Raw genomic sequence first — 25,986 nt, 5'->3', positions numbered from 1 at the left:
ACGCCGGGCCCGAAGGACCAGAGGTAAACCATGCAGATCCACAAGTACGACACCGTCATCGTCGGCGCCGGCGGCGCCGGCATGCGCGCGGCCATCGAGTCGACCAAGCGCAGCCGCACCGCCGTGCTGACCAAGCTCTATCCCACCCGCTCCCACACGGGCGCGGCGCAGGGCGGCATGGCCGCCGCGCTCGCCAACGTGGAGGAGGACAACTGGGAGTGGCACACCTTCGACACGATCAAGGGCGGCGACTACCTGGTCGACCAGGACGCCGCCGAGATCCTGGCGAAGGAGGCCATCGACGCCGTTCTCGACCTCGAGAAGATGGGCCTGCCGTTCGGCCGTACGCCCGAGGGCAAGATCGACCAGCGCCGCTTCGGCGGCCACAGCCGTAACCACGGCGAGGCCCCGGTCCGCCGCGCCTGCTACTCGGGCGACCGCACCGGCCACATGATCCTCCAGACGCTGTACCAGAACTGCGTCAAGGAGGGCGTGGAGTTCTTCAACGAGTTCTACGTCCTGGACCAGCTGGTCGTCGAGGAGGACGGCGTCAAGAAGTCCGCCGGCGTCGTCGCCTACGAGCTGGCCACCGGCGAGATCCACGTCTTCCAGGCGAAGTCGGTCATCTACGCCTCGGGCGGCACCGGCAAGTTCTTCAAGGTGACGTCGAACGCACACACCCTGACCGGTGACGGCCAGGCCGCCTGCTACCGCCGGGGCCTGCCGCTGGAGGACATGGAGTTCTTCCAGTTCCACCCGACCGGCATCTGGCGCATGGGCATCCTGCTGACGGAGGGCGCCCGCGGTGAGGGCGGCATCCTCCGCAACAAGGACGGCGAGCGCTTCATGGAGAAGTACGCGCCCGTCATGAAGGACCTCGCGTCCCGTGACGTCGTGTCCCGCTCCATCTACACCGAGATCCGCGAGGGCCGCGGCTGCGGTCCCGAGGGCGACCACGTCTACCTCGACCTCACGCACCTCCCGCCGGAGCAGCTGGACGCCAAGCTCCCGGACATCACGGAGTTCGCGCGTACGTACCTCGGCATCGAGCCCTACACGGACCCGATCCCGATCCAGCCGACCGCGCACTACGCCATGGGCGGCATCCCGACCAACGTCGAGGGCGAGGTGCTGGCCGACAACACCACCGTCGTCCCGGGCCTGTACGCCGCCGGCGAGGTCGCGTGCGTCTCCGTGCACGGCGCCAACCGCCTCGGCACCAACTCGCTGCTCGACATCAACGTCTTCGGACGCCGGTCGGGCATCGCCGCCGCCGAGTACTCCGCGAAGAACGACTTCCTCGAGCTTCCCGAGAACCCGGCGCAGCAGGTCGTCGACCAGGTCGAGCGGCTGCGCAACTCCACGGGCACCGAGCGCGTCTCGGCGATCCGCCTGGAGCTGCAGGAGTGCATGGACGCCAACGTGATGGTGTTCCGCACCGAGCAGACGATCAAGACCGCGGTCGACAAGATCGCGGAGCTGCGCAAGCGCTACCTCGACGTGTCCATCCAGGACAAGGGCAAGCGGTTCAACACCGACCTGCTGGAGGCCATCGAGCTGGGCAACCTGCTCGACCTCGCCGAGGTCATGGCGACGTCGGCGCTGGCGCGCAAGGAGTCCCGCGGCGGTCACTACCGCGAGGACTACCCGAACCGCGACGACGTCAACTTCATGCGCCACACCATGGCGTACCGCGAGGTCGCCGACGACGGCACCGAGTCGATCCGGCTGGACTACAAGCCGGTCGTCCAGACCCGCTACCAGCCGATGGAGCGTAAGTACTGATGGCTACCCCCACCCTGGAAAAGGCAGACAAGGCTCCCGAGCCCGAGGCCGGTTTCGCCGACTCGCCGTACATCACGGCGACCTTCCGGATCCGGCGGTTCAACCCGGAGGTCTCCGACGAGGCCCAGTGGCAGGACTTCCAGATCGAGATCGACCCGAAGGAGCGTGTGCTCGACGCCCTTCACAAGATCAAGTGGGAGACCGACGGCACGCTGACGTTCCGCCGCTCCTGCGCGCACGGCATCTGCGGTTCGGACGCCATGCGGATCAACGGCAAGAACAGGCTCGCCTGCAAGACGCTGATCAAGGACCTGAGCCCGGAGAAGCCGATCACGATCGAGGCCATCAAGGGCCTCACGGTCCTCAAGGACCTCGTGGTCGACATGGACCCGTTCTTCCAGGCCTACCGCGACGTCATGCCCTTCCTCATCACCAAGGGGAACGAGCCGACCCGCGAGCGTCTGCAGTCCCCCGAGGACCGCGAGCGCTTCGACGACACCACCAAGTGCATCCTGTGCGCCGCGTGCACGTCCTCGTGCCCGGTGTTCTGGAACGACGGCCAGTACTTCGGCCCGGCGGCGATCGTCAACGCGCACCGCTTCATCTTCGACTCGCGTGACGAGGGCGGCGAGCAGCGCCTGGAGATCCTCAACGACCGTGACGGGGTGTGGCGCTGCCGCACCACCTTCAACTGCACGGACGCCTGCCCGCGTGGCATCGAGGTCACGAAGGCGATCCAGGAGGTCAAGCGCGCGCTGATCACGCGTCGCTTCTGACCCCCGGGAGCTCCCGCGTACGCAGAGAGGCCCCGCCCCCGCAGGAACACCGCGGGGGCGGGGCCTCTCTGCGTACGCGGGAGCGCTCGGCACGGAGGGGACCTCCCGGGGCGTCATGCCGTGCGCGGGAGCGCCCGGCGTCCGTCCCGGGAGCGGGGCCGGCTCAGTCCCAGTCCGCCCCGCCCTTGTGCTCCGCGACGACCATGATGCGCCGCAGCATGTCGTTGAGCAGCGTGCGTTCGTCCTTGGGCAGGACGCCCAGCAGGCGCTCCTCCTCGTGCCCGAGGAACTCCATCGCACCGACCCAGGTCGAGCGTCCCTCGTCGGTCAGCTCCACGTCGACACGGCGCCGGTCGGTGGTGGAGGGCCTCCGGCGGACGAATCCGCGGCGCTCCAGGGCGTCCAGCCGGCCGGTGACGGAGGCGGGTGCGAGGTCGAGGTCGGCGGCGAGCTCGGAGGGGGCGGCCTTGCCGCCGCGGCCGGCGAGCTTGTGCAGGGTGTCGAACTCCTGGCGGTCCAGGTCGAAGTCGACCAGGGACTGCTCACGCACTCGGCGCAGATGGACGGAGAGCTTCTTCATCCGGGTCACCGCGCCCTCGACATCGGGGTCGAGTTCGGGAAGTACCGGCTTCCACCGCTCCACGTGGCCGTCGGTCCAGTCGCGTTGCTGCATGAGCCACAGCCTACGCCGGACCCTTCCATGCTTCGGAAGTTGATATTTCGTTGACGAATAGTTCGGTGGCGAAATAGATTCCCGCCCATGTCGCACCCCTTACACACCCGGTCCTTCCGTCTCCTCTTCGTCGGACGCAGCCTCTCCCTGCTCGGTGACGCCGCGATTCCCGCCGCCCTCAGCATCGCCGTCTATCTGGCCACCGGCTCGACCGGCGACCTCGCCCTGGTGCTCGCCTGTGCGATGGTGCCCAAGCTGCTCCTGCTCCCGCTCGGCGGCGTGGCAGGCGACCGCTTCAACGCCCGTACGGTCGCGCTCACCACCGATCTCGTACGGTGCGCCACCCAGCTCTTCGTCGGCGCCGAACTGCTCTCCGGGACCCCGGCGCTGTGGCAGATCGCCCTGGCCGAGGCGATCGGCGGCGCCGCCGGAGCCTTCTCGATGCCGACCGTCTCGCCGCTGATCCGCGGCACCGTGGACGCGTCCGAACTGCTGCGCGCCAACGCCCTGATGGCCGTGGTCAACAGCGCGACCCGGATCGGCGGACCCGCCGTCGCCGGGGCGCTGGTGTTCACCGCGGGACCCGGCTGGGCCTTCGTCCTGGACGGCGCGAGCTTCGCGGTGAGCGCCGCGCTGCTCGCCTCGATCGAGGTCCGGCACGTCCCCATCCCGCGGCGCTCGCTCATCGCCGACCTCAAGGAGGGTTGGGGCGAGGTCCGCAGCCGCGACTGGTACTGGACGAGCCTGATCGCCCACGCCGTCTGGAACGGCGCGGCAGCCGTCCTGATGACGGTCGGCCCCGCGCTGTTCCTGGGCGACCTGGGCGGCAAGGGAGCCTGGGTCGCCTTCCTCCAGACCGGGGCCGTCGGCCTGCTGCTCGGCTCGCTGGTGGCAGGGCGGGCCAAGCCGCGCCGCCCGGTCCTGACCGCCAACCTGGGCGGCGCCCTCTACGCGCTGCCGCTCTGCCTGCTGGCCGCGCACACCCCCGTCGCCGTGTCCGTCGTCGCGTACGGGATCGCCATGGCCGGACTCGGCTTCCTCAACCCGGTCTGGGAGACCGCCGTCCAGTCCGCCGTGCCCGCCCACGCGCTCGCCCGGGTGACCTCGTACGACTGGCTGCTCTCACTGGGCGCCATGCCGCTCGGGTACGCGCTGGCTCCGCTGGCGGCCTCCGCATGGGGCGCCGAAGTCCCGCTGGCCGTGGCGGGGTTGATGGTCGGCGCGGCCTGCATCGCCACTGCGGCCGTGCCGGGCGTGCGGCGCTTCGCACCTCCCCCCGCCGACGTGACGGCGGCCACCGAAGCCGCGGCTTGAACATGTTCAAAGACGGGTCTACAGTCCATGACAACAGCATTTGAACGCGTTCAAGGGAGGGTGGGGCATGGACCTCACTGTTGTCGCGTACGTGATTTACCTGCTCATCAGCGTGGCGCTCACCATCTGGGTCGCCCGCACGCTCAGCCGCAACGGCAAGGTCTTCCTCGCCGACGTACTGCACGGGAACGAGAAGCTCGCCGACGCCGTCAACCACCTGCTGGTGGTGGGCTTCTACCTGGTCAACCTGGGGTTCGTGACGCTCTACCTGAAGAACTCCGACGGCGTCGCCGACGCCCGGCAGCTCTTCGAGGCGTTGTCGGTCAAGATCGGCGTCGTCCTGCTCGTCCTCGGGGTCATGCACCTGGGCAACGTCTACGTCCTCAACAAGATCCGCCGCCGCGGCATGATGGAGCGCGAGCACACCCCGCCCGTCGCGCCGCAGGGCTGGGTGGGTCCGGGTCCGGGACAGGGCCCGTGGGCCACGCCCGCCCCCAGGGCGTGAGGGCCCGTCATGACGAGCCGCACCGCTGGGCGGCGACTGTCCGTCGAACGGCTCACCGTGCTCTACGACGCACAGTGCTCGCTCTGCGTCCATCTGCGCCAGTGGCTGATGAGCAGGCGCCAGCTGGTCCCGCTCGACCTGGTGCCGGCGGACTCCGCCGAGGCGCACCGCCGCTTCCCCGGGCTCGACCACTCCGGGACGCTGGAGGAGATCACGGTGATCGGTGACCGGGGGCAGATCTACCGGTCCACCTCCGCGTGGATCGTCTGCCTCTGGGCGCTGGCCGAATACCGGCCGACGGCCCACTGGCTCACCACACCGGCGGGCCGGCCGTTCGCCCGGGCGACCGTCCTCGCCGCAGCCAGGTACCGCTCGCTGACGGCCGGGCCGTGCCGGGCGGACGGCAGCGGCGGGGCGGGCGGGGAGTGCCGGGTACAGGGCCCCGGCCCGGGAACGTAGCCGGTCCGGATACCCTCGGGACCGTGGTGAAGGAAGAGAAGGACGTGAAGGAAGTCAAGGCTCCCAAGAGCGAGCAGACCCGCACACTCATCCTGGAGACCGCGCTCCGGCTCTTCGCCGAACGCGGCTACGACAAGACGACGATGCGGGCCATCGCCCAGGAGGCCGGCGTCTCCGTAGGGAACGCGTACTACTACTTCTCGTCCAAGGAACACCTCGTCCAGGGCTTCTACGACCGGATCGCCGCCGAGCACGAGGTGGCGGTCCAGTCGGTCCTGGACGGCGACAAGGACCTCGCGGTGCGTATCCGCGGGGTCCTGCTCTGCTGGCTGGACGTGGCGGAGCCGTACCACCGCTTCGCCGCCCAGTTCTTCAAGAACGCCGCCGACCCCGAGAGCCCGCTCAGCCCCTTCTCGCCGGACTCGGTCTCCGCGCGGGAGGCGGCGATCTCCATCCACGAGCGCTGCCTGGCGGGTTCCGGCACCAAGGTCGACCCCGAACTGGCCGATCTGCTGCCCCAGCTGATGTGGCTGAACCAGATGGGCCTGGTGCTGTACTGGGTCTACGACCGGACGGACGACGCCGAACGCAGCCGCCGCCTCGTCGAGCGCACCGCCCCGATCGTCGCGCGGGCCGTCGCCCTGTCCCGGTTCCGGGTGCTGCGGCCGCTCGTGCGCCAGGTGTACGAGGTGCTGGAGGAGTTCCTGCCCGGAGTGGCGGGCCGGGCGGCGCGCAAGCCCGAGTAGCGGCGGCGGAAACGGCCGAGCGGCCGTCCCGGGACCGGATCCCGGGACGGCCGCTCGTCGTCGTGCTGTGACGCCGGATCAGATCCAGCCCAGTTCCCACAGCCGCCAGATGCCGGTGCCGTCGGAGAGGTACTGCGAGCCGGCGACGTCGGGCTTGGCGACGACGTAGTCCTTCTTCTGCCACAGCGGCACGAGCGGCACGTCCTCGCCGACCAGCTTCTGGAGCTGCTTGAAGTCGGAGGAGGTGCGGCTGCGGTCGCTGTACTGCAGCGTGGAGCTGATCAGCTGGTCCATCTTCTTGCTGGTGTAGCCGTTGTGGAGGCTGCTGTCGCGGCCGACGAGCGGCTGGCTGAAGGTGTCGGGGTCCGGGTAGTCCGGGAGCCAGCCGACGGTGTACATGTCGTACTGGCCGGCGGCGTAGCCCTTCTGGAAGGCCTGCCACTCCACGGCCTTCACGGTGACCTTGAACAGCCCGTCCGCCTCCAGCTGGCGGCGGATCTCCGCCGTCTCCTTCGTGTACTCGTCGTCGTCGCGGTAGGCGAAGGTGACGGGCAGCGGGAGCTTCACACCGGCCTCCTCCATCAGCTGCCGGGCGCGCTTGGGGTCGGGCGCCGGGTACTGGTCGAAGAACGGGGTGCTGTGCCCGATGTAGCCCTGCGGGATCAGCGAGTAGAGCGGTTCGACGGTGCTCTTGTAGACGTCGCTCACCAGCGGCGCGCGGTCGATGATCGCGGCGATGGCCTGGCGGACCTTCTTGTCGGCGAGCGGGGAGCCCGCGCGGACGTTGAAGACCAGGTTGCGGATCTCGGCGCTGTCGGCCTCCGTCACGCGCTGGTCGACGTCACCGGTGTCCAGCTCGGCGAGCGTGGACGGCGGGAGCTGACGGTGCGTGACATCGATCTGGCCCGACTTCCAGGCCGCCAGGAGATCGTCCGACTGCTTGTAGTAGCGCACGGTGACCGGGCCACCGGTGCTCTTGAGCGCGCCCTTGTACTTCGAGTTCGGGACGAGCTCCGCGGAGGCACCCGGCTCGTAAGACTTCAGTACGTACGGCCCGGACCCGGTGACCGAGTTGTCGGCCCTCAGCTTGTGCTCCGAGTAGGCGTCCTTCTCGACGATCGAACCCGCGCCGGTGGCGAGCTTCTGCGGGAAGGTCGCGTCACGCGCCGAGAGGTTGAAGGTGATGGTCCGGCCCTCGGTCACCACGTTCTTCAGACTGGGGAAGAGGACCGAGGGACCGACGTCCGTCTTGATCTCCATCATCCGGTCGAAGGAGTACTTGACGTCCTCGGCGGTGATCGCCTGCCCGTCGGAGAAGGTCAGGTCGTCCCGCAGCTTGCACTGGTACGTCTGCAGCTTCCCGCCGATGAACTGGCAGCTCTCCGCGGCGTCGGGCTCGGGGACGATCGCCCCGGACTTGAACGTCATGAGCGACTGGTAGACGTTGCTGTACATCGCCCACGAACCCGCGTCGTACGCGCCCGCCGGGTCGAGCGAGGTCACCTCGTCGGTCGTGCCGACCGTGACCGGATCACTCTTCCCCTCGTCCGAGGGAAGCAACTGCCAGGCACCGACGCCTGCGATGACCAATACCGCGAGAATCGCGAGAATCCGTAGCCGGATCGACCGCATTGCCGTGCTCTCCCTTACCAGCCCCACCTCGGCGTCGCGCTCAGATACGCAGATCACCGCACGTTCGCGCTCAGCCAATCACACGATTTTCACATCTGGAAGAGGAAATCAGAGGCTCATAGCCTTTTGTTCGTTAGTTGAAACCTTGGGCCGTTCGGCCGAATACAGAGGGTTCATGCCCGGTCACCCGATCGGCCATTTCGACGGTGTTCGACGGGGATTGGGAACGGCGGGGTGATTACGCCCTGCGGGACGCGAGCTCGACGACGGTGATGTCGGAGGGTGCGCCGACCCGCACGGGCGGGCCCCAGGCTCCGGCGCCGCGGGTGACGTACAGCTGGGTGTCGCCGTAGCGTTCGAGCCCGGCGACCGTGGGATTGGACAGTTCCGCGATGTAGTTGCCCGGCCAGAGCTGGCCGCCGTGGGTGTGCCCGGAGAGCTGCAGGTCCACGCCGTACTCGACGGCCTCGTCGATGACGACGGGCTGGTGCGCCATGAGAACGGCGGCGCGACGACGGTCCCGGTCTCCGAGGGCCCGGCCGAAATCGGGGCCCTGCCCTTCGCTCTCACCCCCGATGTCATTGACCCCGGCAAGATCGAAGCCGTCGATCTCGACCCGTGCGTTCTCCAACGGACGAAGGCCCAATTCCCTTACGTGATCGACCCATTCGGCGGCCCCGGAGTAGTACTCGTGATTGCCGGTGACGAAGAACGCGCCATGCCGGGAGCGGAGCCGGGCGAGCGGTTCGGCGGCCGGACCGAGATCGGCGACCGATCCGTCGACCAGATCCCCGACGACCGCGATCAGGTCGGGCTGGGTCCGGTTGACCGTGTCGACGATCCGCTGGGTGTGGGCCCGGCCCAGGATCGGACCCAGGTGGATGTCGCTGACGACGGCGATCCGGAAGCCGTGGGCGGACCGGGGCAGCCTGGCCAGCGGGACGGTGACGCGCTTGACGCGCGGGCCGCGCAGCACCCCGTAGGTGCCGTAGCCGGTGATGCCAAGGCCGGCGACGGCGGCGGCGCCCCCGACAGCCCGCGCGACGAAGAGGCGGCGCGAGGAGGCGGCGGGGCCGGCGGCGGGGGGCGCGGGGTCCGGCGGGGCTTCGGTCGAGAGGGGGGAGGCGGGTGCGGCGGAGGCGGGTGCCGCGGAGGCGGGTGCGGCGGAGGCCGTTGCCGGTTCGGCGGGCGTCGAGTCCGTGGCCGGTGCGGCGGTCTCCACGACCGGTGCGGCCGTCTCGGTCGCCCGTGTTTCCGGGGCCCGTGCGTCCCGGCTGGCGAGCAGCCTGCGCAGCAGCGGCCGCACCGCCTCGCCGACCAGCAGGGCGAGCGTCAGATAGAGCAGGGCGGCCAGCCAGAGATACCCGGGCCAGGCCAGCGTCCGCTGGAGCCAGAAGGGGACCCCCGCACGCCCGGAGACCAGGGCACCGACGCTCAGCAGCGGCAGGACGTACGCCGCCACCGTGCCGGCCCGGCGCAGGGGGCTGCCCGCTGCCGTCGTGTCACCGACGAAGCGGCGCCACACATAGCGGTGCACGAGAACCAGCAGCGCGAGCACCGCTGCCGCCAACAGCGCGAACCCCATGACCGCCACGGACACTCCCCGACCTATGTGTACCTGTTCATCGCTGTTTGTCCCGCATCCGGATCCGGCCGGAAGTCGACGTACTACGCCTCTTGCCTGCGCAGGGCCCTGACGCCGCGGAACCCGATCACTCCCACTGCCGTCCCCAGAAGGAAGGACGTGATGGCGAGCAGCAGATGCACCCAGAAGTAGGCAGTCGGGTCACCCGCGTCGTCGAAGGCGAGACCGCTGCCGTCCTTCCACAGGTTTTTGACGAAAGTGACCCAGATGAACCAGCTCCACACCCCGAATGCGAGCAGGAACCAGGAGACGGGGCGGCTGAGCTTCATGGAATCAGTATCTCCGCCGCGCTCCGGCCGCCTCGCCCGGGGTGGGCTGTCCCGGCGGTACGCACGGCGGGTCATACCTCCGGTATCCATATTCAGATCAACTGCATGTACGTTTTCGACCGTGCCAGCTCTCAAGAAGGCCGCTCTGTCGGTCACCTCTGCCGCTCTGCTGTCCGTTCTCCTCGTCAGTCCCGCGTCCGCGGTCGGTCAGGACACCGCGGACGACGAGCCGAAGCCGCCCACCGGCATGTCGCAGGTCGGTGGCGCGCAACTCGGCCTGAGCGGGACCCAGGTCAATCTCGGCGCCGGCGCCCCGGTCCTGCCGAAGGATCTGACCGGCAGGTCCTGGATGGTCTCGGACGCGGAGACCGGCGACATCCTCGCCTCGCACAATCCGCACTGGCGGCTGCCCCCGGCTTCGACGCTGAAGATGCTCTTCGCCGACACCGTGATGGAGGCGCCGGCCCTCCAGCCGAAGACTCTTGAGTACACGGTCAAGGACGAGGACCTCGCCGACATGGGCGAGGGCAGCAGCCTGGTCGGGGTGAAGGAGGACCTCAGCTACACGGTGCACGACCTGTGGCTCGGGGTCTTCCTGCGTTCGGGCAACGACGCGGTGCACGTGCTGGCCTCGATGTACGGGGGCATCCCCAAGACCGTCGCCGACATGCAGACGCACGCGGTGGACCTCCAGGCCCTGGACACCAGGGTGGTGTCGCCCGATGGGTACGACGCCCCCAACCAGGTCTCCAGCGCCTACGACCTCACGCTGTTCGCCCGCAGCGGGCTGCAGAAGGCGGACTTCCGCGAGTACTGCGCGACCGCCACGGCGCAGTTCCCCGGTGAGCAGAAGAAGGGCGAGAAGCGCGAGAGCTTCGGCATCCAGAACACCAACCGGCTGCTCACCGGGGCCGACGGCGTCACCCCGTACAAGGGCATCGCGGGCGTCAAGAACGGCTACACGACGCACGCCGGGAACACGTTCACCGGCGTCGCCGAGCGCAACGGCAAGGTGCTGCTCGTCACCGTCATGCACCCGTCGTCCAGCGAGACGCACGCGGTCTACAAGGAGGCGGCGAGCCTGCTCGACTGGGGCTTCGCCGCGAGCGGCAAGGTCACCCCGGTCGGCGAGCTCGTGCCGCCGAAGTCCGCCGAGACCGGAACGGATACGGGGACGGGCAAGGGCGCCCAGGCCGACAAGCCGGCCTCGGACAAGGGCGGGAACGGGCCCCAGCACACGAAGACCGCCGCGGCCGCCGGCCGTACGGGCGGGGCCGGGATCGCCCTGGGCATCACCGCCGGGGTGCTGGTGCTGCTGGCCGGGGCGGCGTTCCTGGTCAACCGGCGCTGGCCGCTGCCGGACCTGGTGCGGCGCCTCCCTCGCCGCTGAGGGTGCTGCCACCGGCCTTGCCGTCCGCGTCGGACACGGAGTCCCGCTCCGCGTCCGGCGTCGGCGCTGCCTCGCCCTTGCCCGGTGTCGCCGTCCAGGCGGCGCAGAACAGCAGCAGTTTCGCGGTGAAGTTGATCCACAGCAGGAGCGCGATCGGCACGCCGAAGGCGCCGTACATGCTCTTGGAGGCGACGCCCTGCATATAGCTGCCGAGCAGCAGCTTGAGCAGTTCGAAGCCGACCGCGCCGATCAGCCCGGCGACCAGGAGCCGGCGCCGTGGCGGCTCGACACCGGGCAGCAGGGTCAGCAGGTAGAGCAGCAGCAGGAAGTCGGCGATCACGGCCACCGCCAGGGCCGCGATCCGCAGCAGTACGCCGCCCGCGCCGTCCTGCGGGATGTTGATCAGGTCGGCGACCCGCCCGACGGCCACGGAGCCGACCGAGGAGATCGCCAGGGTCACCAGGGCGGCCCCGCCGAGACCGAACAGCAGCCCGGCGTCCTTGAGTTTGCGCAGGACCGGGTTGCCCTGGTTCAGGTCGTCCCTCTCCCAGACGGCGCGCAGGCAGTCCCGCATCGAGCCGACCCAGCCGATGCCGGTGAAGAGCAGCAGCGCGCCTGCCACCAGCCCGACCGTCCCGGCGTGGGCGACCAGGCCGTCGATGCCGAGCTGGTCGGAGATGCCGGGCACCTGCTCGGCGACCTTGTCCTCGATCTTGTCCAGCTGCTCGGTCGAGAGCAGCGCCGCGCCGATCGCCGCGCCCACGGCGATCAGCGGGAAGAGCGCCAGAAAGCTGATGAAGGTGATCGCCGCGGCGAGCCTGGCCCAGTGGACCCGTTCCAGCGTCTCGTAGCTTCGCCAGGCGTGCGTCTCCATCAGCCGGGAGACGATCGGCCCGATGACGGGGAGTTTTTTCAGCCAGTCCATGAAGTACGACTACCCTCCCGGGCACCGAAAACGGGCGACCGGTCTACCCCGGAGGAAATGACGCTCCTTCAATCACCCATTTCGGTGAGTGTTGTAACAAATCCCTCAAAGGTGTTTTCTCGGGCGATACGGTCACCCTCATGTCTGTCGACACCGTGTCCCTGACCGGCTGGGGCCGTACCGCCCCGACGACCGCGCTGCGCTTTCACCCCCGGAGTTACGAGGAGGCGGTCGCCGCGGTGCGCGGCTGCGGGCCGCGCGGCTCGATCGCCCGCGGCCTGGGCCGGGCGCACGGCGACGCGGCGCAGAACGCCGGGGGTTCCGTCCTCGACATGACGGGGCTGGACCGGATCCGCACCATCGACGCAGGGGCCGGCCTCGTGGTGTGCGACGCGGGGGTGAGCCTGCACCGGCTGCTGGAGGTGCTGCTGCCGCTCGGCTGGTTCCTGCCGGTGACGCCCGGCAGCCGGTACATCACGGTGGGCGGGGCGATCGGCTCCGACGTCCACGGTCACAACCACCGCACCGCGGGCTCCTTCTCCCGCCACGTCACGGAGTTCGAACTCCTCACCGCGGACGGCGGGATCCGTACGGTCCGCCCCGGCACCCCGCTCTTCGACGCGACCGCGGGCGGCCTGGGCCTGACCGGGGTGATCCTCTCGGCCACGCTGCGGTTCCACCCCGTCGCGACGTCCCTGATGTCGGTCGACACCGAACGGGCCCTCGATCTCGACGACCTGATGACGCGGCTCGCCACCGGCAGCCGCCGCCACCGCTACGCCTCGGCCTGGATCGATCTGACCGCCCGCGGCCGGTCGACGGGGCGCGGTGTCCTGACCCGGGGAGAGCACGCGCCCCCACATATGCTCCCGGCGCACGCCCGGCGCACACCGCTGGCCTTCCGCCCCGCTCCGCCGCCCCCCGCGCACTCCCTCGCGGACCTCGTGCCGGACCTCGTGCCGGGGCCCGGCCTCGTGCCCGGCGGGCTGTTCGGCCGCATGTCCGCCGCCGCGTTCAACGAGCTCCGCTACCGCCGCGCGCCCCGGTCCCGTACCGGTGAACTCCAGCGGATCTCCACGTTCTTCCACCCCCTGGACGCCGCGCCGCACGTGCCCCGGCTCCACGGCCGGGGCGGATTCGTCCACTACGAGTTCGCCGTCGGGGACAGGCGGGCGGAGACACTGCGCCGGATCGTCGGGCAGGTGTCGCAGCGGCGCTGTCCGTCGTACCTCGCCGTCCTCAAACGGTTCGGACCGGGCGATCCCGGCTGGCTGTCCTTCCCGGAGCCCGGCTGGAGCCTCGCCCTGGACCTGCCCGCGGCCCTGCCGGGACTGGCCCGCTTCCTCGACCGGCTGGACGAGGAGGTGGCGGCGGCGGGCGGGCGGGTCTGTCTGACGGCCGACTCCCGGCTGCGGCCCGACGCGCTGTCCGCGATGTACCCGCGACTGGGTGAATTCCGGCAACTCCGGGCCGAGTTGGACCCGAACGGGGCCTTCCGGTCGGACCTGTCGCGTCGGCTCTCCCTCTGATCGCCCGATCCCCCGGTCCCCGGTCATTCGTTCCCCGGCTGGTGCCCTCTGCCGGCGCGACGACCGCCGGCCCGCCACGCGCCCCACTTCCGCCTTCAGTTAGGAGCGTTCTCGTGAAGGATGCCTTCGGTGCCCCGCAGTCCCTGCTCATCCTCGGCGGCACATCGGAGATCGGGCTCGCCACCGCACGCCGCCTGATCGCCCGCCGCACCCGCACGGTCTGGCTGGCCGGACGCCCCTCCCCCGCCCTGGAGTCGGCCGCGGCCGAGCTGCGCGGACGGGGCGCCTACGTCCGTACCGTCGACTTCGACGCCCTGGACACGGAGTCCCACGAGACCGGCCTCGGCAAGATCTTCACCGAGGGCGACATCGACATGGTCCTCCTCGCCTTCGGTATCCCCGGCGACCAGGAGCGCGACGAGGAGGAGCCGCTCGCCGCGGTCCGGGTCGCCCAGACGAACTACACGGGGGCCGTCTCCGCCGGGCTGGTGTGCGCCGGCGCACTCCAGGCGCAGGGGCACGGCTCGCTGGTGGTGCTGTCCTCGGTGGCGGGGGAGCGCGCCCGGCGCGCGGACTTCATCTACGGGTCGAGCAAAGCGGGTCTGGACGCGTTCGCGCAGGGGCTCGGGGACGCCCTTCACGGGACGGGCGTGCACGTGATGGTCGTGCGCCCCGGTCTCGTCCGGCCGTCGACCGCGCCGGCCGGGTCCGGCGCTGCGGCGGCCGGGGCGCCGCTCGCGATGATCCCGTTCACCCGGACTCCGCTCGTGACCACACCGGACGCGGTCGCGGAAGCGATCGTCACGGGGCTGCGGCGGCGTTCGGAGACGGTGTGGGTGCCGGGGGCGCTGCGGGCCGTGATGTCGGCCCTGCGGCATGTACCGCGGCCGCTGTTCCGGCGCCTGCCGGTCTGAGCGGACGGGCCCGGACTCCGCCCCCTCAGGTGCGGAGCGAGGGCTCGTCCACGGAGCTGCCGTTCTGCGCGGGCACGACGGGGCCGGCGCCGCCCGCCCCGAACGGGAACTCGTTGATCTTGCGCCAGACGCCGTCCGGGCCCTGCTCGTACAGGGCGAAGGCCCCGCAGGTCCACGACGCCTCGTAGTCGCCGAGCTCCGCGTAGGCCCGGTCCATCGCCGCCTCGGAGATGCCGTGCGCCACGGTCACGTGCGGGTGGTACGGGAACTGGAGCTCGCGCACCAGCGGCCCGGAGGCGTCCCGGACCCGCTTCTGGAGCCAGGAACAGGCCGAGGCGCCCTCGACGACCTGGACGAAGACGACCGGCGAGAGCGGCCGGAAGGTGCCCGTGCCGGAGAGCCGCATCGGGAAGGGGCGGCCACCGGTCGCGATCTCGGCGAGGTGCGCCTCGATCGCGGGCAGGTCGGCCGCTGCCGCCTCGGTCGGCGGCAGGAGGGTGACGTGGGTGGGAATGCCGTGTGCGGCAGGGTCCCCGAAGCTCGCGCGCCGCTCCTGGAGCAGGCTGCCGTAGGGCTCCGGGACCGCGATCGAAACGCCGAGCGTTACGGTCCCCACGTCGTTCTCCTCAATCCTCGATGGTCTGTTTTCAGCCACTGGCAGCCGATGCTTTACGCCGCCAGTGTGCAGCCTGTGGAGGTCCTGACGCCAGGGTCCTTGGACTCAGTGCTTGGCGGGCAGAAGACCCATCCGGTCATAGGTCCGCGCCAGGGTCTCGGCGGCGACGGCCCGTGCCTTCTCCGCTCCCTTGGCCAGGATGGAGTCCAGCGTCTCCGTGTCGTCGAGATATTCCTGGGTGCGGTCGCGGAACGGTGTGACGAAATCGACCATGACCTCGGCGAGGTCGGTCTTCAGCGCACCGTAGCCCTTGCCCTCGTACTTCTGCTCCAGGTCGGCGACGGACGTGTCGGTGAGGGTCGAGTAGACGGACAGCAGATTGCTGACGCCCGGCTTCTCGGCCCGGTCGAAGCGGATCACGGTGTCGGTGTCCGTGACGGCGCTCTTCACCTTCTTGGCGGTCGTCTTCGGCTCGTCGAGGAGGTTGATCAGGCCCTTGGGGTTCGCCGTCGACTTGCTCATCTTGGCGGACGGGTCCTGGAGGTCGTAGATCTTCCCGGTCTCCTTGAGGATGTACGGGTCCGGCACGGTGAAGGTGTCCCCGTAGGTGCCGTTGAACCGCTCGGCGAGATTGCGGGTCAGCTCCAGGTGCTGGCGCTGGTCCTCGCCCACCGGGACCTGGTCGGCCTGGTAGAGCAGGATGTCGGCGACCATCAGCATCGGATAGGTGAAGAGCCCGACGGTGGTGCGGTCGGCCCCCTGCTTGCCGGACTTGTCCTTGAACTGCGTCATCCGGGACGCCTCGCCGAACCCGGCCAGGCAGTTCATGACCCACCCGAGCTGGGCGTGCTCGGGGACATGGCTCTGGACGAAGAGCGTGCAGCGCTCCGGGTCCACTCCGGCGGCGAGGAGCTGGGCGACGGCGAGCCGGGTGTTGGCACGCAGCTCCGCCGGGTCCTGCGGGACGGTGATCGCGTGCAGGTCGACCACCATGTAGAAGGCGTCGTGGGAATCCTGCAGAGCCACCCACTGGCGGACGGCGCCGAGGTAGTTACCGAGGTGGAACGAGCCGGCGGTGGGCTGGATTCCGGAAAGCACACGGGGACGTTCAGAGGCCATGGAGTCATTGTCTCAGGTACGGAACCGATCCCGGGCAGCCGGTGTAAGAAAGGCGTGAGGGCGCCGGACGCGGTCCCGGGGACGGGCCGCGGGGGCTCGCGGCGGCGGAGAACGCGGGCGCGCCGTGAAGTGAAGGTTTCCTCGTGGGAGATCCGACCGACGATACAAAGTGGGCACACCCTTGGCCCACGCCGCACGACGAACGGAGATCCCGTGTCGACCACGGAAACCGCCATCGCCTCCGCCGAGGCGCACAGTGCGCACAACTACCATCCGCTGCCCGTCGTCGTCGCCACGGCGGACGGCTCCTGGATGACCGATGTCGAGGGCCGGCGCTACCTCGACATGCTCGCCGGATACTCGGCGCTCAACTTCGGCCACGGCAACCGCCGTCTGATCGACGCGGCCAAGGCGCAGCTGGAGCGGGTGACCCTCACCTCGCGGGCCTTCCACCACGACCGGTTCGCCGACTTCTGTACGCGGCTCGCCGAGCTGTGCGGCATGGAGATGGTCCTGCCGATGAACACCGGGGCCGAGGCCGTGGAGACCGCGGTGAAGACCGCCCGCAAGTGGGGCTACCGGATCAAGGGCGTCCCGGACGGGATGGCGAAGATCATCGTCGCCTCCGACAACTTCCACGGCCGGACGACGACGATCGTCAGCTTCTCCACGGACCACGAGGCGCGCGCGGACTTCGGTCCGTACACCCCGGGGTTCGAGATCGTGCCGTACGGGGACCTGACCGCGCTGCGGGCCGCGATGACCGAGAACACCGTGGCGGTGCTGCTGGAGCCGATCCAGGGCGAGGCCGGGGTGCTGGTTCCGCCGCCCGGCTATCTCCCCGGGGTCCGGGAGCTGACCCGCGAGCGGAACGTGCTGTTCATCGCGGACGAGATCCAGTCGGGTCTCGGCCGGACCGGGAAGACGTTCGCCTGTGAGCACGAGGGTGTCGTCCCCGACGTGTACGTGCTGGGAAAGGCGCTGGGCGGGGGTGTGGTGCCGGTGTCGGCGGTGGTGTCGTCCGCGGCGGTGCTGGGGATCTACCGGCCCGGGGAGCACGGCTCGACGTTCGGCGGCAATCCGCTGGCGTGCGCGGTCGCGCTGGAGGTCATCGCGATGCTGCGCACCGGTGAGTACCAGCAGCGGGCCGCGGAGCTGGGCGAGCACCTCCATCAGGAGCTGGGCCTGCTGGTGGGCGGCGGCGCGGTGGAGGCCGTGCGGGGCCGCGGGCTGTGGGCGGGTGTCGACATCGACCCGGGCCGCGGCACGGGCCGGGAGATCTCCGAGAAGCTGATGGACCGGCGGGTGCTGGTGAAGGACACCCACGGTTCCACGATCCGGATCGCGCCGCCGCTGGTGATCAGCAAGGAGGACCTGGACTGGGGCCTGGAACAGCTGCGCGAGGTGTTGCGGGGCTGACCTCGCCCGGGGCGGCCGGGGCGGCCGCCGCGGCGGACCGGCCCTCGCGGGTCCGCCAGTAGAGTCCCCGTGTGCTCCTGGGGATGATCTGTGCGCTCGGTTCCGCGGTCTGCTTCGGCACGGCCTCCGTCTTCCAGGCCGTCGCCGCGCGGGCCGCCGCCGAGCCCGGGGCCGGGGCCGGGGTGGACCCGGCGCTGCTGCTGCGGGCCCTTCGCCAGTGGCGGTACGTGGCCGGGCTCGCCCTCGACGGTCTCGGATTCGTCTTCCAGATCATCGCCCTGCGCTCCCTGCCCATCTACGCGGTGGGCGCGGCGCTGGCCGCGAGTCTCGCCGTGACCGCGGTCGTCGCCGCCCGGCTCCTCGGTGCGCGGCTGAGTACCACCGAGTGGACGGCCGTCGCCGTGGTCTGCGCGGGCCTCGGCATGCTGGGGCTCGCCTCCGGCGAGGAGGGGCGGTCGGCCGGATCGGACGCGTTGCGCTGGTCGATGCTCGGCATCGCCGTCGGCATCCTGCTGACCGGCGCGGCGGCGGGCCGGCTGACCGGGCGGGCGCGCGCCCTCGTCCTGGGGCTCGGCGCGGGGTGCGGTTTCGGGGTGGTGGAGGTAGCGGTCCGGCTCATCGACGACGTCGCGCCGGCCGCGCTGCTGTCCGACCCGGCCACGTACGCGCTGCTGGTGGGCGGCGGATCGGCGTTCCTGCTGCTCACCTCCGCGCTGCAGCGGGGTTCGGTGACGACGGCGACCGCCGGAATGGTGCTGGGCGAGACGATCGGACCCGCGCTGGTGGGGGTCGTCTGGCTCGGCGACCGTACGCGCGACGGTTTCGGCTGGCTCGCGGTCACCGGCTTCGCGGTGGCGGTGGCGGGGGCGCTGGCCCTGGCCCGGTTCGGCGAGGCCCCGGCGGAGATCGCGTCCGGGGACGCGGCGGACGGCGCGGCTGCGGTGGGCCCGCGGTAGGACGGGAAGAGGCCGTCCCTCGGCGCTCTCGTCCCCGTCGGGCGTGCCCCGGGGCGGCCCGGCCCGGTCGCGCGCCGCGCGCTGCGGGTCGCCGGACCGCTGCGTTCCCCACCGCGCCGGTCGGCACGGCCGGACCGTGTCCGTTCGGCCGGATCCCTCACGGGGGTTATCCCCCTGCCGTTCCGGATGATCGCCCCATCGCCCCGGCCCGCACCGCTCGGGCATCGTGAGCTCGCGACGACAGTGCGGGGGTGAACAGCCTTCCGCAGCAGCGGACTTGTTACGACGACGAGGATGAGGGACACGTGATCAAGCACAAGCGTGTACGGGGTGGGGCGCTCATGCTGGCCGTGGCGGTCGGCGTGATGGGAGGCGGCCTGCCGGGTACCGCCGCGGCGACCACGGCCGGAACCACCGCCGCACGGTCCACCCACACGGCCGACGACGCTCGGCTGCGTGCGCTCATGCACCGGCTGACCACCGCGGACGGTGCGCCCGGAGCGCTCGTCGCGACGCGGGACGGACGCGGCAGCTCCGTGCTGACCAGCGGCGTCGCGGACGTGGGGAGCCGGGCGTCGGTGCGCGGCGACAGCAGGTTCCGGATCGGCAGCATGACCAAGCCCTTCGTGGCCACGGTCGTGCTCCAGCTGGTGGGACAGGGCCGCGTCGATCTCGATGCCCCGGTGGAGCGCTACCTGCCCGGCGTCGTCCGCGGCCACGGGAACGACGGCCGGGTGATCACGGTCCGCATGCTCCTCCAGCACACGAGCGGCTTGCCCGACTACCTCGACCATCTCGACCCGCGGGACATCCTCGGGGACCCGCTGGCCCACCACGACACCCGGGACCTGGTGAACCTCGCGCTCGCCCACCCGCCGACCTTCGAGGAGACCGGTGCGAAGCCCGGCTCCGAGTGGCACTACTCCAACACCAACTACCTGCTGGCGGGCATGCTCATCGAGAAGGTGACCGGGCACGCCTACGGCGAGGAGATCCGCCGGCGCGTCATCGAGCCGCTCGGACTGCACGACACGTCCGTGCCCGGCGATGCCACGTCGATCCCCGGGCCGCACCCGCGCGGCTACGTGCGCCCGGGCGAGGACGCGCCGCTCGTGGACATCACCGCGTTCAACCCCTCCGTCGCGGGCGCGTCCGGCGAGATGATCTCCAGCGGCGCCGATCTCAACCGCTTCCTGGACGCCCTCGTGCGCGGCAAACTGCTGCGGCCCGCCCAGCTCAAGGAGATGATGACGACGCGGCCGACCGGCGGTGACGACGACCGGGCGTACGGCCTGGGCCTGGAGAGCCGGACGCTGCGCTGCGGCGGCGGCCTCTACTGGGGCCACGGCGGCGACGTCTTCGGCTATCAGACCGCCGGCGGCGCCACAGCCGACGGCAGGCAGGCGACGGTCATGACGAACGTCGACCCGGGTGGGCCGGACGCACAGGACGACGACATGGAATCGGCCGTCCAGACGGGGCTGTGCCAGGGGCGGCCCGCACATTCCCGGTAGCGGTTCGGCGCCTCGTCCGCCGCCTCCGCCGTCCCCGTCGTCCTCCTCGGCGGGGGCGGCGGTCCTCCCCGTCCCCGTCTCACGGCAGCACCCGCATGAGCGCGTCGAGCGTGCCGGCCCAGGCGCTGTCGGTCGGGGTGCCGTAGCCGATGACCAGGGCCTCGCGGCGCACCTCGGCGTCCGGGTGGCGGTAGAAGGACAGCCCCTCCACCCCCAGCCCCTGCCAGGCCGCCGCCCGGACGACGTCCGCCTCGCCGCCTTCCGGGAGTTCGAGTACGGCGTGCAGGCCGGCGGCGATCCCGCTGACCTTGATGGACGGGGCTCGTTCCGCCAGCGCGGCGACGAGCTGGTCGCGGCGGCTGCGGTAGCGCAGCCGCATGGAGCGCACATGCCGGTCGTACGCGCCGGAGGCGATGAACTCCGCGAGCGTCAGCTGGTCCAGCGCGCCGGACGCCCAGTCGCTCACCCCCTTGGCCTCGGTCACCTCGCGCACCAGCGACTGCGGGACCACCATCCAGCCCAGCCGCAGCCCCGGTGCCATGGACTTGCTGGCCGTGCCGAAGTACACGACGCGTTCCGGGTCGAGTCCCTGGAGGGCGCCGACCGGCTGGCGGTCGTAGCGGAACTCCCCGTCGTAGTCGTCCTCCAGGATCAGGCCGCCGGTGCTCCGGGCCCAGTCGACCGCCGCGGCCCGCCGGTCGGGGTGGAGCGGCACCCCCGTCGGGAACTGGTGCGCGGGTGTCAGCAGCACCGCGCCGGCGCCCCGCATCGCGGGCAGTTCGCCGGTCCTGGAGCCGAGTTCGTCGAGCGGCAGGCAGGGGATGCGCAGCCCGGCCTCGACGAGCAGACGGGTGTGCACGTCGAGCCCGTACGACTCGACGGCGACCTCGCGCACGCGGCGCTCCCGCAGCACCTTCCCCATCATCATCAGTCCGTGGACGAAGCCCGAGCAGATGACGATGCGTTCGGGGTCCGCGTACACACCGCGGGCGCGTGACAGGTAGTCGGCGAGCACGGTCCGCAGTTCGATGCGGCCGAGTGGATCGCCGTACCCGAAGGCCTCGTTGGGCGCCGCGGTGAGGGCGCGGCGGGCGGCCTTGAGCCATTCGGCGCGCGGGAACGTGGCCAGGTCGGGCGAGCCGGGCATCAGGCTGTACGCGGGGCTGCTGCGGGGCGGCCGGGAGCGCGGTGGCGCGCTCGCCCCGCGCCGCGGCTCGGCGCGCCGCGCGACCCGGGTGCCGGAGCCCTGCCGCGCGGTCAGCCAGCCCTCCGCGACCAGCTCCGCATAGGCGTCCGCGACGGTGTTGCGGGCCATCCCCAGGTCGGCCGCGAGGGTGCGGGACGACGGCAGCCGGGTGCCCGGTGCGAGGCGCCCCGTCCGGACCGCCTCGCGCAGGGCGTCCATGAGCCCGGCCCGCAAGCCGGGTGCGCCGGTCGGGTCGATGTGCAGGTCGGCCCCGAAAGTGGCCCACGGATCAGTCATGAAAATGGACCATACCGCTGCGCCACCCCCCACGTAGCGTGGCATCCATGACCACGAACGAGCAGAGCCACGCACCGTCCGAATACACCACCGAGCACACCCCTCGCATGCAGTGGACCGAGCACGCCCCCGACGTCTACAAGGCCATGGCCCGGCTGGAGGCCGCGTCCCGCAAGGGGCTCGACCCGGTGGTGGCCGAGCTGGTGAAGATCCGGTCCTCGCAGCTCAACCACTGCGCGTTCTGCCTCGACATGCACACCAAGGACGCACTCGCCGCGGGCGAGTCCATCGAGCGGATCGTGCAGCTCAGCGCGTGGGAGGAGTCGCAGCACTTCTACACGCCGAAGGAGATCTCCGCGATCGCGCTGGCCGAGGCGATGACCGTCCTGACCGACGGTTTCGTACCGGACGAGGTGTACGCGAACGCCGCCAAGCACTTCGACGAGACCGAACTCGCCCATCTCATCGCCGCGATCATTACGATCAACGCCTGGAACCGGTTCGCCGTGACCACCCGGATGGTTCCCGGTCACTACACCCCGGGCGACCACCGCGCCTGACCCCGTCTGCGCCCCCACCCCGTCCCAGGAGCCCCTCCGCGATGACCGCGTCCGAACTCCGTACCCTGCACCACGGCCGCACCCCCGCCGACCCGCTGGTCCTCCCCGGCCCCTGGGACGCGGTGAGCGCGCGGGTGCTCGCCGACGCGGGTTTCCCGGCCCTCGCCACACCGAGCGCCGGAGTGGCGGCCTCGCTCGGGTACGCGGACGGGGCCACGCCCGCCGCCGAGATGTTCGCGGCGGTGGAGCGGATCGCCCGCGCCGTCTCCGTACCCGTGTCGGCGGACATCGAGGCGGGGTACGGACTCGCGCCCGGGGAACTCGTGGAGCGGCTGCTGGCCGCGGGGGCCGTCGGCTGCAATCTGGAGGACACGGTGGACGGCGTCCTCGTGGATGCCCGGTGGCAGGCGGACCGGCTGGCCGGGGTGCGGGCGGCCGCCGGGGACGAGCTGTTCGTCAACGCCCGGGTGGACACGTATGTCACCGGCGTCCCGGAGGGCACGGACCCGGAGGCCGAGACCGTGCGACGCGCGCTGCTGTACGTGGCGGCGGGCGCCGACGGCGTCTACCCGATCGCGGCACCGGCCGAGGCGCTCCCCCGCCTGGCCGCCGCCGTACCGGTGCCGCTGAACGCCCTGGCCGTGCCGGGCGGTCCGGGTCCACGGGGCCTGGGCGAACTGGGCGCCGCCCGCGTCACGTTCGGCCCCGGTCTCCAGCGCCGCGCCATGGCGGCCCTGGGCGAGTTCGCCGCCGCTCTCTGACGCTCCGCAAGCGCTCCGGCCCTGCCGGCAACGCCTTCGCCCCCGGCAGCAAGCGCTGCCGGGGGCGAAGGCGTTCCCGCGTCCCCGAGGGGGACGCACGGATCAGATCAGGCCGAGCTCGCGGACCGCGTCGCGCTCCTCGGTGAGCTCCTTCACCGACGCGTCGATGCGCGCACGGGAGAACTCGTTGATGTCCAGGCCCTGGACGATCTTGTACGTACCGTTCTCCGTGGTGACGGGGAACGAGGAGATGATGCCCTCGGGGACGCCGTAGGAGCCGTCCGACGGGATGCCCATGGAGGTCCAGTCGCCCGCGGCGGTGCCGTTGACCCAGGTGTGCACGTGGTCGATGGCGGCGTTCGCGGCCGAGGCGGCCGAGGACGCGCCACGGGCCTCGATGATCGCGGCGCCGCGCTTGGCGACGGTCGGGATGAAGGTGTCGGCCAGCCAGGCCTCGTCGTTGACGAGCTCGGCGGCGTTCTTCCCGCCGACCTCCGCGTGGAAGATGTCCGGGTACTGGGTGGCCGAGTGGTTGCCCCAGATCGTCAGCTTCTTGATGTCGGAGACGGCGGCACCGGTCTTGGCGGCCAGCTGCGAGATCGCGCGGTTGTGGTCCAGACGGGTCATCGCGGTGAAGCGGTCCGCCGGTACGTCCGGGGCCGCGGCCTGCGCGATGAGCGCGTTGGTGTTGGCCGGGTTGCCGACGACGAGCACCTTGATGTCGTCCGCGGCGTTGTCGTTGATCGCCTTGCCCTGCGGCTTGAAGATGCCGCCGTTGGCGGAGAGCAGGTCGCCGCGCTCCATGCCCTTCGTGCGCGGGCGCGCGCCCACGAGAAGGGCGACGTTGGCGCCGGCGAAGCCGACGTTGGCGTCGTCGGTGATCTCGATGTTGCGCAGCAGCGGGAAGGCGCAGTCGTCGAGCTCCATCGCGGTGCCCTCGGCGGCCTTCAGCCCCTGCGGGATCTCCAGGAGACGCAGGTTGACCGGCACGTCCGGGCCGAGCAGGTGGCCGGAGGCGATGCGGAAGAGCAGCGCGTAGCCGATCTGGCCGGCTGCGCCGGTCACGGTGACATTCACGGGAGTGCGGGTCATGGCGATCTCCGTTAGACAGCTGGCGGTGGGGGCTCCTGGCCCCTGGTGCTGGACATCCCTGAATCTTGATGTGAAGAGATATCCGTCGGTCAGGCTATCCGACCCGCGACCCCGTGGCCGCCCACCCCCCTGTGGCACCGCACACAACCGGTCACTCCCCGCTCATCCGGGGGGGGGCGGAAGCGAGGACGCACGAGCGGGCGTGCTGGTCTGCGGGCGTCGCGGACCGGCGGGCGTACCGGCGGGAGCGGCGAGTCCGCGGGCGTCGCGGACCGGCGGGCGTACCGGCGGGAGCGGCGGGTCCGCGGGCGTCGCGTACCGGCGGGCGTGCGGGCGGCACGCCCACTCCTCCTACTCGGACGCCTCGGCGGTGCATCCTCGCGTACCGGAGGCGAGCGTGGCGCAGGCTTCGACGTCGGCGACCCGCCGTACGGCGACCATCGGGGTGTACGCGGCCGTGGTGGCGTCCGCCGTGCTGTTCTGCCCTGCCCCGCCCGCGGTGATCTCCACGGTGTCGCCGGGGGCGGCCTTGGTGATCCGCGCCCATGCCGCGCCGCACGTCTCGCTGTAGCGCACCTCTATGAAGCTCGTCCCGACGGTGGCGCTGGAGAGCGTACGGACGTGCTCGCCGCCGCACCCCATCTCCTCGGGGTCCTGGCCCGCGCAGGCGGAGCCGCTGCACTCGACCCCGGCGGGCAGCGCGGGAGCGCTGGTCCGCGGTGCCCGGGAGGGCGTGGTCGCGGCCTCGGTGCCGTGGGAGCCGCCGTCCGGGCGGAGCAGCAGCACCGCCCCGGTGACCACGAGCAGGACGCCCACGACGACAGCCGCGATCAGGACCCTCCTGCGGCCGCCCCCGGACGACGTGCCCCCGCCGCCGTCGCGGCGCGCGGGCGGTTGCGGTCCGCCGATGCCGGCGGCGAAGGCCACGGCGGGCGGCAGACCGTGCCCGCGGACCGGGTCCGGCCCGGCCTGCGGCTGTTGCGGCACCCGCGGAAGCGAACCGCGCTGGGCCGGCACGGACGCCGAGCGGCCCTCGCCGGGCAGCGCGCCCGCCCCTGCCCGCCCTGACGTACCGACGGCGCCGGAGGGGCGGCTCCTGCCGTGGCCGCGCGGGGCCCCGGCGTCGAGCGCGGCCCGCGCCTGGGTGATCCGGATGGCCTCCATCGTCATGTCGTGGCGCATCTCGGCGCGGCTCCAGGCCCGCTCCGCCAGCTCCCACATGGTGTTCAGATGGGTCTGGTCGGTACCGGTCGCCTCGGCGAGCGCGACGACCGCACCGCGCGGGGCGAGCAGCCGGCCGTTCAGATACCGCTCCCACGACGTCTTGCTGTAGCCCGTGCGGTCGGCCAGCGCGGCGATGCTCAGGCCGCCGCGGTCGACGATTCTGCGCAGCTGGCCGGTGAACTCCCGGATCTGTGGGTCGAGATCCGCCGGCAGTGCCTTCCAACGAGGCATCAATTCCCCCTACTTACCGCCACCGTCACCGCTACCGCTGACGGCTCGTCGCTTGTGCGTCCCGTTCGGTACGCCCGGCTTCCGCCGCGCGCGCACGGTCCGCCCCCGTCCGGAGCGGTTGGTCTTCCGTTCCGGACTGCCCAGGTGGATGCGCGGACGCAGACTGCCAGTTCCCGGGGAGGGAGCGCACGGTGGCACTCGGCGTCCCGGCACCCGCTCGCACGCCCCTGCCCGTGGCGGGCCGGGCCAGTCTGCCACCGTTGCCCAGCGATCACACCGTGGCGGAATGGTCACTTCCGTGCCACAGGCCACAGCCATCCCTTGAACCCTCGATCCCGGTCAACAAGGCTGGAGCCAGGACGGGGCAAGGCCGCTCAAGTCGCCGCGTTCCGGGGCATTTTCGCTCCGGTGCGCCCCGCCCCGGTGTCCGTCCCTTCTCGGGGGAGGGG

24 protein-coding genes are annotated in these 25,986 nt (G+C 71.3%); 14 read left to right on the top strand and 10 right to left on the bottom strand.

Features of this window, described 5'->3' with window-relative positions; genetic code table 11:
- Positions 1-30: 30 nt before the first annotated feature.
- Together sdhA and ACGFZA_RS01970 are read left to right on the top strand one after the other, a co-directional pair.
- Positions 31-1,785 carry a succinate dehydrogenase flavoprotein subunit gene (gene sdhA, locus ACGFZA_RS01975; RefSeq protein WP_385284825.1) on the top strand — a complete coding sequence of 585 codons (1,755 nt, stop codon included), beginning with the start codon at positions 31-33 and terminating at the stop codon, positions 1,783-1,785.
- Complete coding sequence (locus tag ACGFZA_RS01970; RefSeq protein WP_148020328.1) at positions 1,785-2,561, top strand: succinate dehydrogenase iron-sulfur subunit; 777 nt, start codon at positions 1,785-1,787, stop codon at positions 2,559-2,561. The genes sdhA and ACGFZA_RS01970 overlap by 1 nt, the downstream gene beginning before the upstream one ends.
- A gap of 163 nt (positions 2,562-2,724) precedes the next feature.
- Here ACGFZA_RS01970 and ACGFZA_RS01965 read toward each other — a convergent pair whose 3' ends face one another.
- Positions 2,725-3,234 (bottom strand): MarR family winged helix-turn-helix transcriptional regulator, encoded by a 510-nt coding sequence (locus tag ACGFZA_RS01965; RefSeq protein WP_385284823.1) that lies wholly within the window; start codon positions 3,232-3,234, stop codon positions 2,725-2,727.
- Between the two features lie 87 nt (positions 3,235-3,321).
- Between ACGFZA_RS01965 and ACGFZA_RS01960 the strand changes: the two genes are divergently transcribed.
- From ACGFZA_RS01960 to ACGFZA_RS01945, 4 genes are all read left to right on the top strand, one after another.
- Positions 3,322-4,548, top strand: coding sequence for an MFS transporter (locus tag ACGFZA_RS01960; protein ID WP_385284821.1), 1,227 nt, complete (start codon positions 3,322-3,324; stop codon positions 4,546-4,548).
- Between the two features lie 67 nt (positions 4,549-4,615).
- Positions 4,616-5,053 carry a hypothetical protein gene (locus ACGFZA_RS01955; RefSeq protein WP_385284819.1) on the top strand — a complete coding sequence of 146 codons (438 nt, stop codon included), beginning with the start codon at positions 4,616-4,618 and terminating at the stop codon, positions 5,051-5,053.
- 9 nt (positions 5,054-5,062) lie between these two features.
- The gene (locus ACGFZA_RS01950; protein ID WP_385284817.1) at positions 5,063-5,512 is read left to right on the top strand and encodes a thiol-disulfide oxidoreductase DCC family protein; all 450 of its coding nucleotides are present in this window, start codon (positions 5,063-5,065) and stop codon (positions 5,510-5,512) included.
- A gap of 23 nt (positions 5,513-5,535) precedes the next feature.
- Positions 5,536-6,258: a TetR/AcrR family transcriptional regulator gene (locus tag ACGFZA_RS01945; protein ID WP_393676491.1), complete on the top strand. Its 723-nt coding sequence runs from the start codon at positions 5,536-5,538 to the stop codon at positions 6,256-6,258.
- A 78-nt stretch (positions 6,259-6,336) separates the two neighbouring features.
- Here ACGFZA_RS01945 and ACGFZA_RS01940 read toward each other — a convergent pair whose 3' ends face one another.
- The 3 genes from ACGFZA_RS01940 to ACGFZA_RS01930 all read right to left on the bottom strand — a co-directional run bounded on the left by ACGFZA_RS01940 (position 6,337) and on the right by ACGFZA_RS01930 (position 9,804).
- Positions 6,337-7,890, bottom strand: coding sequence for an ABC transporter substrate-binding protein (locus tag ACGFZA_RS01940; protein WP_385284891.1), 1,554 nt, complete (start codon positions 7,888-7,890; stop codon positions 6,337-6,339).
- 238 nt (positions 7,891-8,128) lie between these two features.
- Positions 8,129-9,475, bottom strand: a complete 1,347-nt coding sequence (locus ACGFZA_RS01935) for a metallophosphoesterase (RefSeq protein ID WP_393677605.1) — start codon at positions 9,473-9,475, stop codon at positions 8,129-8,131.
- Between the two features lie 83 nt (positions 9,476-9,558).
- Complete coding sequence (locus ACGFZA_RS01930; protein WP_385284815.1) at positions 9,559-9,804, bottom strand: SCO4848 family membrane protein; 246 nt, start codon at positions 9,802-9,804, stop codon at positions 9,559-9,561.
- 121 nt (positions 9,805-9,925) lie between these two features.
- Here ACGFZA_RS01930 and ACGFZA_RS01925 point away from each other — a divergent pair, with 121 nt between their 5' ends.
- Positions 9,926-11,194: a D-alanyl-D-alanine carboxypeptidase family protein gene (locus ACGFZA_RS01925; RefSeq protein ID WP_385284814.1), complete on the top strand. Its 1,269-nt coding sequence runs from the start codon at positions 9,926-9,928 to the stop codon at positions 11,192-11,194.
- Here ACGFZA_RS01925 and ACGFZA_RS01920 read toward each other — a convergent pair.
- Positions 11,142-12,119, bottom strand: a complete 978-nt coding sequence (locus tag ACGFZA_RS01920; protein WP_393676488.1) for a YihY/virulence factor BrkB family protein — start codon at positions 12,117-12,119, stop codon at positions 11,142-11,144. The genes ACGFZA_RS01925 and ACGFZA_RS01920 overlap by 53 nt on opposite strands.
- Before the next feature lie 140 nt (positions 12,120-12,259).
- Between ACGFZA_RS01920 and ACGFZA_RS01915 the strand changes: the two genes are divergently transcribed.
- Entirely contained in the window at positions 12,260-13,648 is a 1,389-nt protein-coding gene (locus tag ACGFZA_RS01915) for an FAD-binding protein (protein WP_385284810.1), read from the top strand.
- A gap of 113 nt (positions 13,649-13,761) precedes the next feature.
- Entirely contained in the window at positions 13,762-14,562 is an 801-nt protein-coding gene (locus tag ACGFZA_RS01910; protein ID WP_385284808.1) for a decaprenylphospho-beta-D-erythro-pentofuranosid-2-ulose 2-reductase, read from the top strand.
- A gap of 25 nt (positions 14,563-14,587) precedes the next feature.
- Here ACGFZA_RS01910 and ACGFZA_RS01905 read toward each other — a convergent pair whose 3' ends face one another.
- Positions 14,588-15,178 carry a 2'-5' RNA ligase family protein gene (locus ACGFZA_RS01905; RefSeq protein WP_393676486.1) on the bottom strand — a complete coding sequence of 197 codons (591 nt, stop codon included), beginning with the start codon at positions 15,176-15,178 and terminating at the stop codon, positions 14,588-14,590.
- 105 nt (positions 15,179-15,283) lie between these two features.
- Positions 15,284-16,297, bottom strand: a complete 1,014-nt coding sequence (gene trpS, locus ACGFZA_RS01900) for a tryptophan--tRNA ligase (RefSeq protein ID WP_385284804.1) — start codon at positions 16,295-16,297, stop codon at positions 15,284-15,286.
- 213 nt (positions 16,298-16,510) lie between these two features.
- On the opposite strand from trpS, the gene rocD reads away from it, so the two are divergent.
- The 3 genes from rocD to ACGFZA_RS01885 all read left to right on the top strand — a co-directional run bounded on the left by rocD (position 16,511) and on the right by ACGFZA_RS01885 (position 20,186).
- A complete protein-coding gene (gene rocD / locus ACGFZA_RS01895) occupies positions 16,511-17,716 on the top strand; it encodes an ornithine--oxo-acid transaminase (protein WP_385284801.1) in 1,206 nt (401 codons plus the stop codon).
- An 83-nt stretch (positions 17,717-17,799) separates the two neighbouring features.
- Positions 17,800-18,672 (top strand): hypothetical protein, encoded by an 873-nt coding sequence (locus tag ACGFZA_RS01890; RefSeq protein WP_393677603.1) that lies wholly within the window; start codon positions 17,800-17,802, stop codon positions 18,670-18,672.
- Between the two features lie 251 nt (positions 18,673-18,923).
- A complete protein-coding gene (locus tag ACGFZA_RS01885) occupies positions 18,924-20,186 on the top strand; it encodes a serine hydrolase domain-containing protein (protein WP_393676483.1) in 1,263 nt (420 codons plus the stop codon).
- 79 nt (positions 20,187-20,265) lie between these two features.
- Here ACGFZA_RS01885 and ACGFZA_RS01880 read toward each other — a convergent pair whose 3' ends face one another.
- Complete coding sequence (locus tag ACGFZA_RS01880) at positions 20,266-21,669, bottom strand: PLP-dependent aminotransferase family protein (RefSeq protein WP_393676481.1); 1,404 nt, start codon at positions 21,667-21,669, stop codon at positions 20,266-20,268.
- Positions 21,670-21,716: 47 nt separating this feature from the next.
- Here ACGFZA_RS01880 and ACGFZA_RS01875 point away from each other — a divergent pair, with 47 nt between their 5' ends.
- Complete coding sequence (locus ACGFZA_RS01875; RefSeq protein WP_393676479.1) at positions 21,717-22,229, top strand: carboxymuconolactone decarboxylase family protein; 513 nt, start codon at positions 21,717-21,719, stop codon at positions 22,227-22,229.
- A 41-nt stretch (positions 22,230-22,270) separates the two neighbouring features.
- Entirely contained in the window at positions 22,271-22,990 is a 720-nt protein-coding gene (locus tag ACGFZA_RS01870) for an isocitrate lyase/phosphoenolpyruvate mutase family protein (RefSeq protein WP_393676477.1), read from the top strand.
- A 102-nt stretch (positions 22,991-23,092) separates the two neighbouring features.
- Here the strand turns inward: ACGFZA_RS01870 and ACGFZA_RS01865 are convergent, their stop codons facing one another.
- Both ACGFZA_RS01865 and ACGFZA_RS01860 read right to left on the bottom strand, forming a co-directional pair.
- The gene (locus ACGFZA_RS01865) at positions 23,093-24,082 is read right to left on the bottom strand and encodes a malate dehydrogenase (RefSeq protein WP_219574035.1); all 990 of its coding nucleotides are present in this window, start codon (positions 24,080-24,082) and stop codon (positions 23,093-23,095) included.
- A gap of 351 nt (positions 24,083-24,433) precedes the next feature.
- Positions 24,434-25,537 (bottom strand): DUF2690 domain-containing protein, encoded by a 1,104-nt coding sequence (locus tag ACGFZA_RS01860; protein ID WP_393676474.1) that lies wholly within the window; start codon positions 25,535-25,537, stop codon positions 24,434-24,436.
- Positions 25,538-25,986: the final 449 nt, after the last annotated feature.

The organism is Streptomyces sp. NPDC048211, from assembly GCF_043202315.1.
Taxonomy (GTDB): Bacteria; Actinomycetota; Actinomycetes; order Streptomycetales; family Streptomycetaceae; genus Streptomyces.
Note: the sequence above shows the minus strand (reverse complement) of the source record. Positions and strands in the feature narration are given on the sequence as shown.

Bases quoted from the DNA above. Each gene is read 5' to 3' on its own strand.
- sdhA (WP_385284825.1), top strand. From the start codon at position 31: ATGCAGATCCACAAGTACGACACCGTCATCGTCGGCGCCGGCGGCGCC.
- ACGFZA_RS01970 (WP_148020328.1), top strand. From the start codon at position 1,785: ATGGCTACCCCCACCCTGGAAAAGGCAGACAAGGCTCCCGAGCCCGAG.
- ACGFZA_RS01965 (WP_385284823.1), bottom strand. From the start codon at position 3,234: ATGCAGCAACGCGACTGGACCGACGGCCACGTGGAGCGGTGGAAGCCG.
- ACGFZA_RS01960 (WP_385284821.1), top strand. From the start codon at position 3,322: ATGTCGCACCCCTTACACACCCGGTCCTTCCGTCTCCTCTTCGTCGGA.
- ACGFZA_RS01955 (WP_385284819.1), top strand. From the start codon at position 4,616: ATGGACCTCACTGTTGTCGCGTACGTGATTTACCTGCTCATCAGCGTG.
- ACGFZA_RS01950 (WP_385284817.1), top strand. From the start codon at position 5,063: ATGACGAGCCGCACCGCTGGGCGGCGACTGTCCGTCGAACGGCTCACC.
- ACGFZA_RS01940 (WP_385284891.1), bottom strand. From the start codon at position 7,890: ATGCGGTCGATCCGGCTACGGATTCTCGCGATTCTCGCGGTATTGGTC.
- ACGFZA_RS01935 (WP_393677605.1), bottom strand. From the start codon at position 9,475: ATGGGGTTCGCGCTGTTGGCGGCAGCGGTGCTCGCGCTGCTGGTTCTC.
- ACGFZA_RS01930 (WP_385284815.1), bottom strand. From the start codon at position 9,804: ATGAAGCTCAGCCGCCCCGTCTCCTGGTTCCTGCTCGCATTCGGGGTG.
- ACGFZA_RS01920 (WP_393676488.1), bottom strand. From the start codon at position 12,119: ATGGACTGGCTGAAAAAACTCCCCGTCATCGGGCCGATCGTCTCCCGG.
- ACGFZA_RS01915 (WP_385284810.1), top strand. From the start codon at position 12,260: ATGTCTGTCGACACCGTGTCCCTGACCGGCTGGGGCCGTACCGCCCCG.
- trpS (WP_385284804.1), bottom strand. From the start codon at position 16,297: ATGGCCTCTGAACGTCCCCGTGTGCTTTCCGGAATCCAGCCCACCGCC.
- ACGFZA_RS01890 (WP_393677603.1), top strand. From the start codon at position 17,800: ATGATCTGTGCGCTCGGTTCCGCGGTCTGCTTCGGCACGGCCTCCGTC.
- ACGFZA_RS01880 (WP_393676481.1), bottom strand. From the start codon at position 21,669: ATGACTGATCCGTGGGCCACTTTCGGGGCCGACCTGCACATCGACCCG.
- ACGFZA_RS01875 (WP_393676479.1), top strand. From the start codon at position 21,717: ATGACCACGAACGAGCAGAGCCACGCACCGTCCGAATACACCACCGAG.
- ACGFZA_RS01870 (WP_393676477.1), top strand. From the start codon at position 22,271: ATGACCGCGTCCGAACTCCGTACCCTGCACCACGGCCGCACCCCCGCC.
- ACGFZA_RS01865 (WP_219574035.1), bottom strand. From the start codon at position 24,082: ATGACCCGCACTCCCGTGAATGTCACCGTGACCGGCGCAGCCGGCCAG.
- ACGFZA_RS01860 (WP_393676474.1), bottom strand. From the start codon at position 25,537: ATGCCTCGTTGGAAGGCACTGCCGGCGGATCTCGACCCACAGATCCGG.